We start from the raw sequence: 16,632 nt of genomic DNA, 5'->3' as shown, positions 1-16,632 counted from the left end.
AAGTAAGGAATAGTTATGTCTAAAATAGATTTTACGAATACAAATGATGATTCTGCAACGGCCGATGGCAAAACGCCAATAAATGTGGAAGTGACTTATACTGACGAAACAAAATTACTTTCTGGAAAGTCTTTAAAGTTCACTCTATCGGATGTTATAAACGCTACTTTCAGTGACAATAGCACAATTACATATAAAACTACTGATGTTCTTGGTAAAGCAACGGTGAGCTTTACATCAAATAAATCAGGAAATGGAGTTCTTTTAGTTGCTGATGCAAATGATAAAAGTATATACAATCACACAGATTACAATTTTATACCTAATTTTAGTATAAAATTTGATAATTTAACTAATAACTATGCTATAGCCGATGAAACACAAAAAATTAAAGCCGTTGTAACCTTGCTTAATAACAATACTGTATATGTGGATACAAATACATATGATAGAGTTATGACCCTCCAACTTGTTTCTGATAAGGCTCATTTTGTTGATGAAATCGGTAATGATAAATCTAGTATAATAGAAAATGCGTCTTTTATTGAAGGCAAATGTACAGTCTATTTTGTTGATTCCTTTGCTGAGGAGGGATTAATTACGGCGGCGTTAAAAAGCCCAGATGATCCAACAGATCCAGCCACTGATCAAAGAGCGTTCAGTTTTAGTACGCCGGATCCGGATCAAATCACTCTTACACTTGATAATAGTAATCCGGTTATGGGGGCTACTATTGTAGCAAAAGCTTTAATAACAAATGAGAAACAAAAACCACTAGAAAATAAAAGCGTCGAATTTAGTTTGATATCAAATTTAGGTAATGCATACCTCGATCCGACGGCTACCCCTCCAACTAAAAATAGCATTAAGACAGATTCAAGTGGGATTGCTTCGATAAACATTAAAGATCCCACGTGGGGTGCCGGTACTATTACAGCTACTATAGTAAAGGCTAACACTGTACCATTACATAGTAGTAAACCATTCGATTTCGCTGTCAGCGGATCTATACATCTTGGTAATATAAATTTTACTGTTTATCAAGCGGATGGCGAAAATGAGCGGGTAACATTTAATCAATATCCCGCTTGTTCAGATACTAATGTTAATGGAACATCTCCAGCAGCTAATATAATTTTGTACAATGGAGCCAGTCCTGTAGGTAAAAACTTTCCAGTATACTTTTGGTTTAGTGGTGATAATAGTGATAATATAAGCCTTAAGAGTGATGTTAAATACGATAAAGAAATGAAAGTATATATATCTGAAACAGATGGCGATGGTTTAGTCAATGTTAGTTTTTTGTCTAATGTGCCTGATACGTACACCATTAATTTTAGACTGAATACTGGTAATGAAGCGCTAGATAAAGTAGTTAGTGCTGATTTTAAGTTTGTTGATCCTTGGGCTTCCGTCACAAATGTAAAATTACTATTTAGTAATAGCACTAATAACGCGAATATATTTAATAATGGTATTAATCAAGCAAGACTTTGTATTTCTATGGATCTCATTGATGAAAAGGCTGAGACTCTTTGCAAAAATAATATACCAAATGATATTATCCGTAACATTGAAAATTATGTTAAAGTAATTGACTATGTTACTGGTAATGAAGTTTCCACAAGTAAAAATACATCATGGTCTTATTCATTAATCAGCAATGTTTATGAGAAAGAATTCAATCAAAATAATCAAATATACGAATACGACAATATTATTATTGATGATGATCAAACTTATATAAATAATATAAACTCTAATGGAAGACTTCAAATATACTATTATTTAACTTATAATAATAAATCACTTACTAACTCTCTACGACTCGGTTTAAAAATTTTCCCATCAGGCAAAATGATAACTAAAAGCTCTACAGGTAATGTAGGGAAACTTGCTTCTTATGATCCTATATATCTTGATAGCTCTAGTAGTGATGCACATAATTCTATGAATAGCACTATTAATGCAATCCGTACTAAACAATACGATGCTGATGCATTTGATATGAAGTTAGTTAATCTTGCAACTACAGGGATAGATGAGCATGCAGAAGATTTTAGCAAAGATAATTGCTATCGATATGCACATTATAAAATTTTTTTAAATAAACAAGATTACAACTATACGACTTATATTCAAAAATATACAATAATATTCGACCCCACGACTAATAAGGAATCATACTTAACTGATTATAGCTTTGCTGAATGTAACAGTGGATTATATAATTGTAAAACATATCTTTGGCCCAATACATTATATGATGAATCTGGCAATAAAATCGTTGATAACACTTCATCACAATATCAATTGTCTATGAATGCAGGGCTTTACCCTAACAGATCGGTTAATATTAAAACAGAAGATGATTCATTGTATGTCACAGTATTTTGGGAGTTTGGTACATTTAATCACGGATACAAAAAAGACATGTGTTTGAATATAGTGGCGACTGATTGCTATGGAAACACTGGGGAATTTTATATAAGTACAAATAACACATATAATGTATATGATAGTGATAAAGCAGCAAATATGAGTACAAACTCCTTTTTATCGAATATCAGTAAGGTCTCAACACTTAACCCAGCCAGCAATATAATTACATTTACACTGGATACGTATAATCAAGACTCTGATATTGATAATAATAGAAGATCATTGAATACTGATAATACTAATGGTCTTAATAAGATTTATGGCGGCGAGTTAACTTACCTCAAAAGCTTACCTGCAATTTTAGAGTGGCATCATTCTGATCCAGACGTTTATTATCCTCGAGGTGAAATGATTATCTCTAATCTTTCTAAACAAGATTGTGGTTTGTTTATAAGTTATAACGACGCTAATCAAAAAGACATGTTATATCTAACAAAGGATTCAAGTATATTTCTATTTCGCCCTGTATGGAAAAATAATACGGTAGTCATAACTTTATCTGATAACACTAATACACTATCTATAACTTCAAATAAAGTAACAGAAACGCACACTCAAACTCCTGAAAACCTTAACTATGTACGAAACTATACTTATGCAGGGCCAATAGGTAGTGAATACTTTGAGTGGCATCTTATACCTTATTCATAAAATAAAAACATATAGTTAACAATTAGGGGTATTAGAAATGTCAAATGCACAAAATGGATTAATTGTTATTGTATTGGACAGCCTGATCAATAACGATACAGTAGGTGACTCCAAACACTTTATTACAGCTACTGCACATGCATCCATAAATGGCGCACCATACAGCGATGAAGATATAATATTTAGCTTAAATAGCTCTATGGGGCCTTTTTTTGAGATAAATAATAGCACAGATGTAAAAGTAAAGCCTAAAAATGGTGCTGCTACTGTTAGATTTGCTAGTGAAGGTGAATCAACTGGAAACATTGTTGCACATATAGATACGATATCAGATCAAAATCCTGTCCCTGAAGATCAAAAACCTTTTGAATTTTCTGCTATATGTGCTGATAATTTAGTTCTAACACTAGAGTTTGATACGTGTGATATGGGTACGCATAATATTGCCACAGTTGTTTCAAGAGTCGGTAATGTACCCATAAATCATACGGCAATAACATTTGACTTTACGGACAATTATAGCAGCGTTACTATCGTTGACTCTGATAAAACATCCACACGAACCTACACCAAGGGCACTGATGACCATGGCAATCCATTGGGTATTGCAACCGTACCATTTACGAGCCCCCGCTGGACGAATGGAGCTGTAATAGCTTCTATAATAGGTGATAATGACCCAACTCACGCACAGAAAAAAGATTTTTCTTTTATTGCGCCTGATACTGTTGGACTCACGCCATTTAATATTCAGGTGCAAACAACTGATATTAATTCTGATATAAATCAACCAAAATACGTTATTTTTAACAAATTTCCTGCCAATACCCCTACATACACGATGCAATACGTAACAGCCACTATCCAGCTTGTTAATAGCGATAAACCTCTGGGAGACGGCTTTGATTTAGAAATAAGTTACACGAGCTCTACAAACAGCCCAAGTCTTAATGTTTCAATTAAGGATGACAAAAATTCATACACTAAAATAAATCAAGAATCTACAGTAACGACTGACATAAATGGTGAAATTAAGTTGTATTTATCTTGTTATGATATATCGACGGTTAATTTAACCGCTAGCATTAAAGATAATCAAACCTTACCTAGAGGTACTGTAAGTTCACAAGTACAATTTATAGATCCGTGGGTTAATATAGACAGTCCGGTGGCTCATTTTTCAGGACAATCATCTGAATATAATCTTTATACAAATGGTCGCCATGAAATATTATTATACTTGCGTATGAAACTAATTGACTCTAACAACTCACCATTAACTGAAGCAACAATGCCATCTATTGATGATGTCTATAAATCAGTTAAGGTAATTGATTATAATAGCGGAATAGAACTTGGCACAGGCAACATGTCTGCTTGGTCATATAGTAAAGATGGTGTCAATACATTTTGTACGCAGTCTTCATCAAGCTCGAGTGAATTTCAAATTTTAGATACCGATAGTGCTATTAATGAAGTTACGCTCAAATATTATATAAAGTCTACAGACACAACCTCATCCGATGTTGCAATTGGTTTTTCAATAATGCCGACTGGTGGTCGTGTAACTTATGATACCGGTTTAAATGGAAAGCTGATTACTAATCCAGTTGTGATTAAGGATGGAAGTATTTATTCTTCCTATAATCAAAATATTCCAACAATTAAACCATTAGAACCGCGTAGTTATAACCTAAATGATCTTAGTATAGTTAGCTTGGGGTTAACACAATATGATAATCAACATGATTCGCAACCTGACACCTGCAATTTAACTAACTCATTTAGAGAATTTAGATATAAAATATCATTTAATGAGGACAGGGTCTCCTCTAACGAATTTATCTTGCATAGTTATTACTTTGTAGAAGGGCAAGATGAATTAGTTAACTACTGCTATTCACAGAAATCTATTAATATGTATAGCTATATGTACTATTTATGGCCTATTTTGTTAAGTGACCCTGATGGTACGAATATAAGTACTGTTAATGAGATTCATATGGCAAGTACACGCGCTATGAGTGCCGTAGATTCTAAAATTACCCCAGAACCACAAACTATATATATATCTCTATATATATGATTTGGTAATTATCTTGATGATTTAATTATGTATAAATATAGAAATATTAATATATATGACCAATATGGTAATATAGGAATTTTTTCACTTAATCCATCTGTTATTCCAAGTATTTATCCTTTAAGTAATACAACACCAATACTATTAAATGATGGAGCTAGCGTACTTAGTGATGTTAATACACCTGCGGATGAAAAAAAACTTGTGAGTTTAACGAAGGTTTCCAACAATGTTTATGATGGGAAGTATGGTACTCAAGATCACTGGGCATCTACCGGCGTAAATCCTGGCTCGCAGATTATGTACCCCTTATGCTCCAATGCCTGCTTAGTTGATATAAAGACAACTAATACTGTATTTCATATCTCATCAGATGCTGGTCAAGTATATCTTAACTCAACCATTGCCGGCAACTACTGCTATGCTCGTGCAGTTAACTACCCCATAGCATACGGTCAGGACAGACTATCTATAGTAGATACTCAACAGAAAACAAGTACCGAACAACAATGTTTAATGTTTTACCCTACATGGGATAATAATACATTCTGTATAGTAATAGAAAAATTCACTACTGTACATGGCACTACCAATCGGTGTTTATGTTACGACTTACTTGGTTATGAAGAAGAAGTATCAACTGGAATAATGGTGATTCCATTCAGTAATTACAAAAAAGAAGATGAACCTAAGTATACATTTAGAATAGAAAAAGCAGTCGATCAATAAGTTGCAATAAATAAATTTGGAGGGAAAAATGGCTAATTATTATACACATGCAGGCAACTTTACGCAGCATGGCGAGGGCAACGTAGATCCGCGCACGGGGCTTTTCTCAGTATCTATTACATTATGTGAGTTTCGTGGAGGCAATCTGATCGGGCCATCTCAACCTGTAATTTTAACTTATTCTCCCTTATCATCTGTTGATTATGGCTTAGGAATTGGGTGGTGTTTCGCATGGACCACATGGGATACCAATAGTGGTTACTTATATAGCAAATACGGTGAGTCATTAAATGCCAACCTAGTCGGAAATGTAATTCAGATTGAGCAACAAAAAATTAAAACAATGATGATCAATCAAATGAATAATAAGATATATAAAGTTACACATGCGACAGGTGAAATTGAAGTACTTAGTGCTACTTTAAATTATCAACGATTACCAACAACTATACATAGTCCTGAAGGTAATAGTATTTCGTTAAATTGGAATCTCAGCAATGGGCATATAAATAACATTAGCGATGATTTGAATAATTATTTTTCAGTATCGTATGATGGCAGTGGACTTAGCACGATTACTGTTTTTCCAGGCAGCGATGAAAGCTATACAATTACCGCAACAATGAAGGATCGCTATCTTAATACGCTCAAAATCGGTAATAATGATGTCTGGAAATTCACTTATGATGACGAGAACAAACCAAACGGATATCCGTCATTGCTTAGTCAAGTTACTTATCCATCAGGTCTGGTTGAATCGGTAATCTATAAACCACGCAGTATGTACTATAATGCAAACTCAAACCGTGACCCTCTGCCCAGTGTCTCTCAATACACTATCAATCCTCATGGTAAGCAGCCCCCTAAAGTCGTACAGTATAGTTATTCAAATAATTATAACTATCTTGGGCTTGGCAACGATTCTTCTGCGTTTAATGAAAATTCAGATAATTCCTACAACGGTATTTATAAGGATAGTATTAAGTATACAAGTACTGAAGACATTATGTCGGGCTCAGACATAATACAATCGACAATCAGAACCTATAATATGTATCATTTGCTCACGAATGAGCGGATCAATAATACAAACACATCACTAGAGACAACCATTAATTATGAAATTGCAGCGGGGGTGGGCTTTCAAAATCAATGTATATATTTTCAAAAGCCTCTCACTGTTACCAAAACTTACATTCAAGACACGGGCTCAGTTAACCCAAAAAGCAGAACAGAAGTCAGTACTTTTTCTTATGATAAGAGCGGTAATAAAATTTCTCAAACATTACCTGACGGGGTCATAACAACTTGGGCCTATGCTCCACTTGAGGGGGATGACAACACCCCCGCCAAGCCCAGCGGCATGGTGCCTCTTGTCATTGAAGAGTTGATTACCTATCCAACGGTCGGTGCCTTCAATAGTATGAAATTTAAAAAAACATATAAATATAAGCTTTTAGATGTTGGCGGCTCTCCATCGGACCCCAATAACCCTATTAAAAATATGATTGTTCTTGATACTGAAACGCATACTCTTGATGATCAGCCATATTACTCCATTGCCCATACTTATTATGAGAAGGGCGTTGATTTCAGTCGCTTTCAAACGACAACTGAAACGTATATTTCAGATGCTCTGGACAAGGACGGAAAGCCTCTTACATATTCTACGACTTCTAGTTTCAAATTTGATCACAGTGTCAAAAATGCGCTTACAACTCAGACCACAATAGTTTCTCATGACAAATTAAGCTCTGTAACTAGCCGCACATGGTCGACCCTAACCGGGGTTGTTACCGGTGAAACCAATGAGCAAGGCGTTCGCTTTCTATATACATATGACTGTTTCGCCCGTCCCCTCACAACGACGACTGCAGCTGGCAATACTTACAGCAATACAATCAAATATGATTATGCTTATGAACTTTTGGATACTTCTGAGACTATTAAAGTGCCCACAATCACTAAAACAGTTGCATCTGGCGCTAAGGAAAAAACCTGGCTGGATGGGTTAATGCGCGAGATTCAGCTGCAGCGTATGAGAACTGTGAATAATGCTGCTCAATATGTAACCGGCCGTATCAAGCAACATGACGCGATGGGGCGCATTGTCGTTGATACTGAATTTGATCAGGTCAATGATGTTGCGATCAAAAATTCAACATCTATAACTTATGATGACTGGGGCGCGCCGAGCAAGATCACGCGTGACGATGGCTCCTATGCAACATTCGTTCTGGATGTTGTTGATCAGCAAGTCACTGCACAATGGAGTGGTGGAGGGAATGCATATATTATCGGACACACCAACAACCAAAATCTTCTGACAAAAGCCGTCATTTACGACAAGAATAAAAACCCATATGCCTCCCTGAGTTATGAATATGACGGCGGTAGGCGGCTGCGGTCGAAGACCGATGCTTTATCGCATACCACAACATATCAATATGACAATTGGCACAGGGTTGCTCAAGTCACTTTAAGTGATGGCACGGTAACGCAGAGAGAATATGTACCTTTCAGTAGTGCTGCGGCTCAGACCTCTGTTAAGATAAAAAGTGGCGCATCAAGTGCTAAGTTTGTTGAATATGGTACGCAGGTCTTCGATGGTTTCCTGCGCCCGACCGAAGCCACTGTTGGTGCCCGTACAACAAAATATGCATATTCCGGCGCCTCAAACAAGCCCAGCGCAATCACCGCGCCTGACGGTTCAGTGCTGAATTATAGCTATATTCCTGAGCTCGGGAATGTCATGCAACAATGCACTGATAAAGACGGCAATAACTTAGTTAAGCTAAGTTATGATCAGAAAACCGGATTTTTAACTGAAGGGGAGACCAGAAATACAGGAACGAGTACAATAGATACAACAGGTAGGAACTTTAACAGACAATGTGATGTCTGGGGGCGAGTGGCCATGGAAAGGATGGGGCCCACATTTTCCGCTATGCAACAATATAAATACTCACTTTTCGGCCGTTTGATCAGTTATTCTGATCCAGGCAACATTTATTCTTATACATACAACAAGCAAGGGCAAGTAACATTAATAAAGAATAAGAACATTGAAACAAGTATTACCTACAACACTTTAGGTGAGGTTGCATCTTATGCAACTTATCAAGCAGGTGACGGCGAACAACCCATCAACCACAAGGTGCTGCAGCCGACATATGATGAGTTCCATCGCGAAATAAATAGAAAATATACTATAAATTCTAAGACTGCCCTGAGTATTGATACAGAATATACGATTAGTAACCTCATATCTAAGGTAACAACAAGTGGCGATGATAATTTAGTAGAGAGCTTTACATATGATGCTCGTAGCAGAATATTGAGCCAAAGCTTCAATAAACCCTGCCTTAAAACACCCCATAATCAGTTGGCATCGCAGGTTACTTATACCCATGATTACATCGATAATATTCTGAGCGCAGATTATACATGTGCGGATAACAGCTCTGAAAAATATACGATGCTGCGTGACAATGCCAATGATATTTGTCAGCTGACAGGGGTAACCTCCAACCTGTCAGCGGCAGATAACAAAACTTTCAATTATGATGCGAATGGGCGGATGATTGCGGATTCGCTAGGCAATACACTAGAATATGATCTATTGGGTCGGCTGAGCAAGGTCACCAATAATACAACCAGCACAAATTATATTTATGATGCCATAAACCGATTGCGTACACAGTCAACTGGTCAAGTAGACAATAAACTATACTATAGAAACGGTGTTTTACAGGCTGTGGAACAATATACCGATGGTATGCCAACAAAAACATATGGCTGGATGCGGACTGCAGCAGGTGCAATGGCCTCGTTTAGTTCAGACACATCAGTACCACCAAAGTTTTTAATTACAAATAAACATTCTACTATATTAGCGGCAACTGATGGCAGTCAAAAAATCCAGTGCAGGCAATATACAGCATTCGGTGACACGCAATTTGAGGGAGAAGACCCAGCACTGGGCTTTAATGGCGAGCTCTTCAACCCCGCCATCCAAAGCTATCAATTGGGTAGTGGATATCGCGCCTATAGTCCCGGGCTGATGCAATTTACTGCACCCGATTCATGGTCGCCTTTTGGAAAAGGCGGGATCAATCCTTACGCATATTGTAACGGAGACCCCGTCAATAAAATAGATCCCTCAGGACATAGTATTCATTTCTGGTTTTGGTTTGTTTCCGCTGTTGCTCTTGTTATGATGATCGTGCCAGGAGTCCAGTTTGGTGCTGCTGTTGCTGCTGGAGAAGACATAACCATTACAATGCGCGTTATGACTGTTGCTAAAACAGTAGTAGCTTTAGGCTTAGTGGCTAATAATATAGCACATGGCATAGAAGAACTTGGTGCACAGAAATATGTAGTCAATCAAAGTGGCCAACCGACAAACGAAGTCCTTAAAAACAAAAAAGAAAAAGGCGCAGAAATAACGGGGGATGTATCTGATGGCTTGACTGCACTATTGTTGCTAAGCATGGTGGATGAATTTCGTATATTTAGGAGACTGCGCGCATTCAGAAGGGAAGCAGAGGGCGTGAGAGACTTGGAAAGAGCTGAAGAGATGGATAGTTCCCGCCGAGCAAGCCCTAGGCGCACAAGCGACATCCAAGAAAGCACACAACCATCAAGGACGCATTCTCCTGCGCGGGCTGAGATATCCTCGAATGAACCTCCGCATGCGGCCTCACAAGAAAATAGTGTTAGAAATATTAATAGTAGAAGTGCAGATGACTGCAATAGAAGCTCTAGCAATAATAATCAAGCACCCCCAGCATTAAGTCGTACAAGCATGGATGAACCTTCCGACAATGTAAGTGTTAGAACGAGACCTGTTAGTGAAAGTGAAACGGTATATAATTCTCCATGGGTACATTATGAATTTTGATCAATAAATAGTCCTTATTCTATCTCACCCAAAACCGTTTTGGTTGAGATAGAAAGCATGAGTGTTCTTAGAGTATCCAGAATTATAGATCTAGGTACTTTGATAAGGTGACAGCTCTCTCAAGGCGTGGCATAGGGAGGTGCTAATCTAAAGGGCCTTCCACGCACATGATCCGCATTGATAATATCAGTAAATCGAACAGTCATCGCATTCTCTTTATCGAGGCGTCTGCCGCGCTCAACCGGGGCGAAAAAATCGGTCTTATTGGTCCTAATGGTGCCGGAAAAACCACGTTATTCCGTATGATAACCGGTGAAGAGCAGCCAGATGAAGGGCAGGTTACCGTAGAAAAAGCGGTTACCATTGGTTATTTTAACCAAAATGTTGGTGAGATGGGCGGGCGTACTGCTGTAGCTGAGGTCATGGATGGCGCAGGCCCCGTGAGTTCGGTTGCCGCAGAATTACGTGAGCTGGAAGCGGCCATGTGTGACCCGGATCGTCTTGATGAGATGGATGCCATTATCGAGCGCTATGGCGATGTGCAAGCGCGTTACGAAGAACTGGACGGTTATGGCCTTGATGGTCGCGCCCGTGAAGTGCTGGCAGGGTTGAGCTTTAGTCAGGAAATGATGGATGGCGATGTCGGCAATTTGTCCGGCGGCTGGAAAATGCGCGTGGCTCTTGCCCGTATTCTGCTCATGCGCCCTGATGTTATGCTGCTTGATGAGCCAAGCAACCATCTTGATCTTGAAAGCCTGATCTGGCTCGAAGAATTTTTGAAAACCTATGATGGTGCGTTGTTGATGACCTCGCATGACCGCGAATTCATGAACCGTATTGTAACAAAAATCATCGAAATCGATGCTGGTAACCTCACCACCTATTCCGGTGATTATGGGTTCTATGAAGGCCAGCGTGCGCTGAATGAAAAACATCAGCAGGCCCAGTTTGAGCGCCAACAAGCAATGCTTGCCAAAGAAATCAAATTTATCGAACGCTTTAAAGCACGGGCTTCCCATGCTTCGCAGGTACAGAGCCGGGTAAAAAAACTGGAGAAAATCGACCGCGTGGAACCACCGCGCAGACGTCAGACAGTTGTTTTTGATTTTGCGCCGGCGCCGCGTTCAGGTGAAGATGTTGTCAATATTAAAGGCGTTAATAAAGCCTATGGCAGCCGCACAATTTATGACGGCCTTGATTTCATGATCCGCCGCCGCGAGCGGTGGTGTATTATGGGTGTGAATGGCGCCGGAAAATCTACCTTGCTCAAGCTTGTGACCGGTACGACAGCGCCGGATCATGGCATTGTGACTTTGGGCGCCAGTGTCAAACTCGGTTATTTTGCGCAGCACTCCATGGATATTCTGGATGGCGACAGCACAATTCTGGAATGGTTAGAGCAGTGTTTTCCAAGGGCCGGCCAACCGCCTTTGCGCGCTTTGGCAGGTTGTTTCGGATTTTCCGGTGATGATATTGAAAAGAAATGCCGCGTGCTGTCAGGTGGTGAAAAAGCCCGATTGGTCATGGCCGCGATGCTGTTTGATCCGCCGAATTTTCTGGTGCTTGATGAGCCGACGAACCATCTTGATCTTGATACCAAAGAAATGCTGATTAAAGCGCTTTCTAGCTATGAAGGTACGATGCTTTTTGTGTCTCATGACCGGCATTTTCTTGCCGCACTTTCCAACCGCGTGCTTGAGCTGACACCAGACGGTATTCAGCAATATGGCGGCGGTTATACGGAATATGTAGAGCGCACAGGCCATGAAGCACCGGGGCTGCATATATAGTTATATTGAAAGCTGCATTCTAAAATGCGTAAAGCGTAACATTCCTACTTTGCAAAAAGTAGAAATGTTACGTTGCATGTTTTAAACACATGCCGGAGCGCCCTGATCGGTCTGGCTAGCAGGGTGCAAAGCTAATCTAACTGAAGCCATTGATGCGATATTGATTTTCAAAACTATATTTTTAGAAGATCTAATATTGCAAGATCCTGATGCTCTAGAGCCGCATAATGAATGTCATGATCAAAATTGCTAATGACAGCATTATGATTATCAAGGCACAGAGCACAGCTTCCACTGCGGTAGCGCTGTCTAAAAACAGGGCCTTTTAAATGCACTTCATCGTTAAGACTATACGCTTGCGCTATTTTATCATTATAATGACCTGAAAAATCAGGAAATTTTCTATATAGCTGCAGTGCGGTATTAACATACTCCTCATCACCAAAGGGGCCACGTATGTTACCTTCAAGTGCGAATGCAGTGAAGTTTTCTCCAAATTCCTTATGGAAATCTGTGAATGGAATTGCAGAATGGGTATTCGTCTTGATCCTGTAGAGATGAGGTGCTTTTAATTGATCATCTAGAAATTTTCTGGCGTTACATTTTTGATTTTTAAGATCTTTCCAGCACATAAATAACCCGCAATATGAATTCTTAAATATATTATGATCATTGTTCAAATATCGCTCTGCGCCTTCACGTGAACCTGCCGTAAAGACTGTATTGGTACCAAACAATTTAAAGGACGCATTACCGCTATAGCCAGCGTGAAAACCTTGAAAGCCGTCTCGAAAAATAATGGAAGGTAACCTGCTATCATAACGATAGACTGTCATCGGAAAAGCTTCAGCTTCAAAGCTCCTCCATCGGGTTCGCAGTAGATATGAGTACTCATCAAACATTAAATAATCCATTATTAATGCTAAACAATAATATATTAATGTAACGCTATATATATGATAAATAGCAACAAAATTATATTGTGCTTATAAAACAAGCCACCTTAAAATGCAATTTTCTTTATCTTCTTATCTATCTATTTGCTACCTATCTGGGAAGGAATGCTGGAGCGTTTTATGTTTAAATTGGATCATGTAACCCGCTCTACGTTATTGTTTTTACGCATTATCGTGGTCGACCAATGATTCCATTGGACTACGAAATGCTCTAGCAGACATCAAGATGGGCACTGTCATAGTCATCAAATACTTGTAAGCTAACAACGGGTGATGTCGTTTTCCTCCAGCGTAGTCATCTTACGTTCAGTGTAAATGTTAATTGGCGTCAATATAGTGTTTTATGCCTTTCATCGAGTATAATGAATAAAATTATCCATTTTATCCAATGATATGTGCATATATTCAAGAGCGAGTATTCATCTTTGCAAACTTATTATTATACATCAGCTTAAGCACCGGCAGCAAAGCATTACCTGTCTCTATATGCGATATTCCAACCAGCCGATTTTTTAACCAAACAATCCATGCAATGTAGGGTTAGCTTACTCAATACAGTTTTTTGCCTGCTTGAATTAGTACATAGAATCTCAATGTTGAATTCTGACAGGGCGCCACCAAGTCGTTTTAGGCGCTACCGATACAAGCACCATCCAGTCTTCAAAAATTTTGAACGACACTTCTACACGGTGGCGTTTGCACCCGCTCAGTAAAATCCATCCCATCTGCAAACTCCCGCATCCTAGAATGCAGAGAGTGTGACATTCTTACTTTGCAAAAACAGGACATTTTAACTTTGCGGCTACAACCGTTACTTTCATAATATGTATTATGGAACTTATTTAGATTTATAAAAGATCATTAAATGTCGTCGAGATGACTTGTACATAAAATACTTCTACACAAAACCCTCCACCGAACAAACAATAAGATCATGATCCGAGAGCGGACGACCGTTGTCATCCAATGAAGAGATAATCCGGCTTTCGCCAATCACCAGTCCGCGGCTTAAAAACCAATCCAGCTTCATGGCGCGGTCCGGCCAGCGGGTGATCAGGCTCGGCCGCGTGGTCATCGTATCAATCGCACCGCTATGGCGGATAAATCCGCGGTCAGCAGCAATTTTGAACAGGCCTTCCGCTTCAAAATCACCATCAGCATGATTACCGGTATTCAGATCGCCACCGATGAGTATTGGCATTGAGCCAAATTCTTCTTCCAGCGCATCAATCAGCTGTGCAACTTGCTTTTCGCGGTAGAGAGCTGGCGAGGCGCTTTCCAAATGCACCGAGACGGCAACAAACGGCCCGCTGCTGGTTTCAATCACGGCACCAATCGCATTACGTTCACCTAACCGTGGCTGATCGCCGCCATTAAAAAACCACAGGCGCTCACCGGCCAGCCGTTGAAGAAAAACGCGCTGCAAGGGTACCGAAGCCATCAAACCGTTGCCATGAAAACCCTTCTCATTAAAATCGTCCTCACAGAACTGGTGCTCAATCTCTGAGCCAAGCCCGAGCTCAATGAATTCAATGCCATAAGCATAAGTCATCTTCATATGCTGCGCGAGTTCTGCCATGGTATTTTTCTGGCCGGTACGTGCCATGCCATTATCCAGCTCAGATAACAAAACGACGGCTGGCTTTTCCGCCTGCATTTTAGCAGCACTTTCAGCGGGAAACAGACAGCGTTCAAGGTTCCATGCACTGACATTAAACGGAAATGCTAGTGGTTCTGAAGCTTGCGCTTTACCGCCGGTTTCAATCGTCGTCATGCAAGCCATTGAAACCAGCTTATCATCATGTGCGGCAATGGTTTTATCCAATTGCGCAATGCTCTGGCGCTCTTCAAGCGAGGGTACGTCCAGAGTATCAACACACGCGCGGATCATCGTTTCTACGGATTTTGCTTCAAACATAACAAATCTCTATTTTCAGGATTGGTTTCAGGCAGGCACAAAGCTGGCATGTGGGGTTGTTGCCGGTTGTGTGGCGTCAAGACGTTTGCCGGTAATCTTGTTAAAGAAATGCAATTTTTCAATCGCAACAGACAGCAACATGTGCTCGCGGATATCAGCTTGTGGCGGCAGCGCTGCCACCAGTTTCTGGTTTCCCGCATAACCATGGACAATGCGTTGCGCGCCCAGTTCCTCCACATAATCGGTACGAAACTGTAAAATCTGTTCACTAGGATTACCGGTTTGATGAGGGATATGTAAATCCTCGGCGCGGATGCCAATCGTGACCTCGCCCTGCACCGCTGGTAGTTTGCCCAAGTTTAACACATCTTCACCCAGCATCAGCTGCGATTGGTGCAAAGTGCCATCCGCAAGGTTCATGGCCGGTGAGCCAATAAAACTGGCAACAAAGGTTGACGCAGGCTGATGATAAATCTCGAGCGGTGCGCCAATCTGTTCAATTTCGCCACCATTGAGCACCACTAAACGGTCGGCCAGTGTCATCGCCTCAAGCTGATCATGGGTGACGTAAATTGAGGTGGTACCAAGGCGGCGCTGAAGCTGGCGAATTTCACCGCGCATTGAAACACGCAGTTTTGCGTCGAGGTTAGAAAGCGGTTCATCAAACAAAAACACCGCAGGTTTGCGTACAATAGCACGCCCCATCGCCACACGCTGGCGTTGCCCGCCGGAAAGCGCGCGCGGTTTGCGCTCCAGATAAGGTTGCAGCTCCAGCATACGCGCGGCTTCAGCTACGCGTGCTTCAATTTCGGCCTTCGGGGTTTTTCGATTGCGCAAACCGTAGGCCAGATTATCATAGACGGTCATATGTGGATAAAGCGCATAATTCTGGAATACCATCGCAATATCGCGGTCTGCGGGCTCAACCTGATTGACAACGCGGTTGCCAATGGTGACCTCCCCGTCAGAAATGGTTTCTAACCCTGCCACCATGCGGAGCAAAGTCGACTTTCCACAGCCCGATGGCCCGACAAGAACGATAAACTCGCCATCTTTAATATCAATATTCACAGCATGAACGGCTTTGGTACCGCCTGCGTAAATTTTTGATACATTTTCGATTGTAACCTGTGCCATTAAAGGCTCCCTGAATTGTT

At 40.2% G+C, this 16,632-nt stretch carries 9 protein-coding genes; 5 read left to right on the top strand and 4 right to left on the bottom strand.

Going from position 1 to position 16,632, the window contains the following annotated elements; genetic code table 11:
• The first annotated feature begins 15 nt into the window (after positions 1 to 15).
• The 5 genes from MP213Fo_RS15020 (at position 16) to MP213Fo_RS15000 (ending at position 12,601) form a co-directional block, all read left to right on the top strand.
• On the top strand, positions 16 to 3,093 hold the full coding sequence (locus MP213Fo_RS15020) for a hypothetical protein (protein ID WP_421091183.1): 3,078 nt from the start codon (positions 16 to 18) through the stop codon (positions 3,091 to 3,093).
• Positions 3,094 to 3,130: 37 nt separating this feature from the next.
• A complete protein-coding gene (locus MP213Fo_RS15015; protein ID WP_421091182.1) occupies positions 3,131 to 5,179 on the top strand; it encodes a hypothetical protein in 2,049 nt (682 codons plus the stop codon).
• A 27-nt stretch (positions 5,180 to 5,206) separates the two neighbouring features.
• Positions 5,207 to 5,908, top strand: a complete 702-nt coding sequence (locus MP213Fo_RS15010) for a hypothetical protein (RefSeq protein WP_421091181.1) — start codon at positions 5,207 to 5,209, stop codon at positions 5,906 to 5,908.
• Between the two features lie 28 nt (positions 5,909 to 5,936).
• Positions 5,937 to 10,811 (top strand): RHS repeat domain-containing protein, encoded by a 4,875-nt coding sequence (locus MP213Fo_RS15005; protein ID WP_421091180.1) that lies wholly within the window; start codon positions 5,937 to 5,939, stop codon positions 10,809 to 10,811.
• Between the two features lie 167 nt (positions 10,812 to 10,978).
• Positions 10,979 to 12,601: an ABC-F family ATP-binding cassette domain-containing protein gene (locus MP213Fo_RS15000; RefSeq protein WP_421091179.1), complete on the top strand. Its 1,623-nt coding sequence runs from the start codon at positions 10,979 to 10,981 to the stop codon at positions 12,599 to 12,601.
• A gap of 173 nt (positions 12,602 to 12,774) precedes the next feature.
• On the opposite strand, the gene MP213Fo_RS14995 is transcribed toward MP213Fo_RS15000, so the two are convergent.
• From MP213Fo_RS14995 to MP213Fo_RS14980, 4 genes are all read right to left on the bottom strand, one after another.
• A complete protein-coding gene (locus tag MP213Fo_RS14995) occupies positions 12,775 to 13,437 on the bottom strand; it encodes a hypothetical protein (RefSeq protein ID WP_421091178.1) in 663 nt (220 codons plus the stop codon).
• Between the two features lie 710 nt (positions 13,438 to 14,147).
• A complete protein-coding gene (locus MP213Fo_RS14990; RefSeq protein WP_421091177.1) occupies positions 14,148 to 14,282 on the bottom strand; it encodes a hypothetical protein in 135 nt (44 codons plus the stop codon).
• 173 nt (positions 14,283 to 14,455) lie between these two features.
• A complete protein-coding gene (locus MP213Fo_RS14985; RefSeq protein WP_421091335.1) occupies positions 14,456 to 15,448 on the bottom strand; it encodes an endonuclease/exonuclease/phosphatase family protein in 993 nt (330 codons plus the stop codon).
• A gap of 54 nt (positions 15,449 to 15,502) precedes the next feature.
• Complete coding sequence (locus tag MP213Fo_RS14980) at positions 15,503 to 16,612, bottom strand: sn-glycerol-3-phosphate import ATP-binding protein UgpC (protein WP_421091327.1); 1,110 nt, start codon at positions 16,610 to 16,612, stop codon at positions 15,503 to 15,505.
• Between the last annotated feature and the right edge of the window lie 20 nt (positions 16,613 to 16,632).

Source organism: Pseudochrobactrum mosebachae, assembly GCF_048914685.1.
GTDB lineage: Bacteria > Pseudomonadota > Alphaproteobacteria > Rhizobiales > Rhizobiaceae > Pseudochrobactrum.
Note: the sequence above shows the minus strand (reverse complement) of the source record. Positions and strands in the feature narration are given on the sequence as shown.

Bases quoted from the DNA above. Each gene is read 5' to 3' on its own strand.
- MP213Fo_RS14995 (WP_421091178.1), bottom strand. From the start codon at position 13,437: ATGACAGTCTATCGTTATGATAGCAGGTTACCTTCCATTATTTTTCGA.
- MP213Fo_RS15015 (WP_421091182.1), top strand. From the start codon at position 3,131: ATGTCAAATGCACAAAATGGATTAATTGTTATTGTATTGGACAGCCTG.
- MP213Fo_RS14985 (WP_421091335.1), bottom strand. From the start codon at position 15,448: ATGATCCGCGCGTGTGTTGATACTCTGGACGTACCCTCGCTTGAAGAG.
- MP213Fo_RS14990 (WP_421091177.1), bottom strand. From the start codon at position 14,282: ATGGGATGGATTTTACTGAGCGGGTGCAAACGCCACCGTGTAGAAGTG.
- MP213Fo_RS15010 (WP_421091181.1), top strand. From the start codon at position 5,207: ATGTATAAATATAGAAATATTAATATATATGACCAATATGGTAATATA.
- MP213Fo_RS15000 (WP_421091179.1), top strand. From the start codon at position 10,979: ATGATCCGCATTGATAATATCAGTAAATCGAACAGTCATCGCATTCTC.
- MP213Fo_RS14980 (WP_421091327.1), bottom strand. From the start codon at position 16,612: ATGGCACAGGTTACAATCGAAAATGTATCAAAAATTTACGCAGGCGGT.
- MP213Fo_RS15020 (WP_421091183.1), top strand. From the start codon at position 16: ATGTCTAAAATAGATTTTACGAATACAAATGATGATTCTGCAACGGCC.
- MP213Fo_RS15005 (WP_421091180.1), top strand. From the start codon at position 5,937: ATGGCTAATTATTATACACATGCAGGCAACTTTACGCAGCATGGCGAG.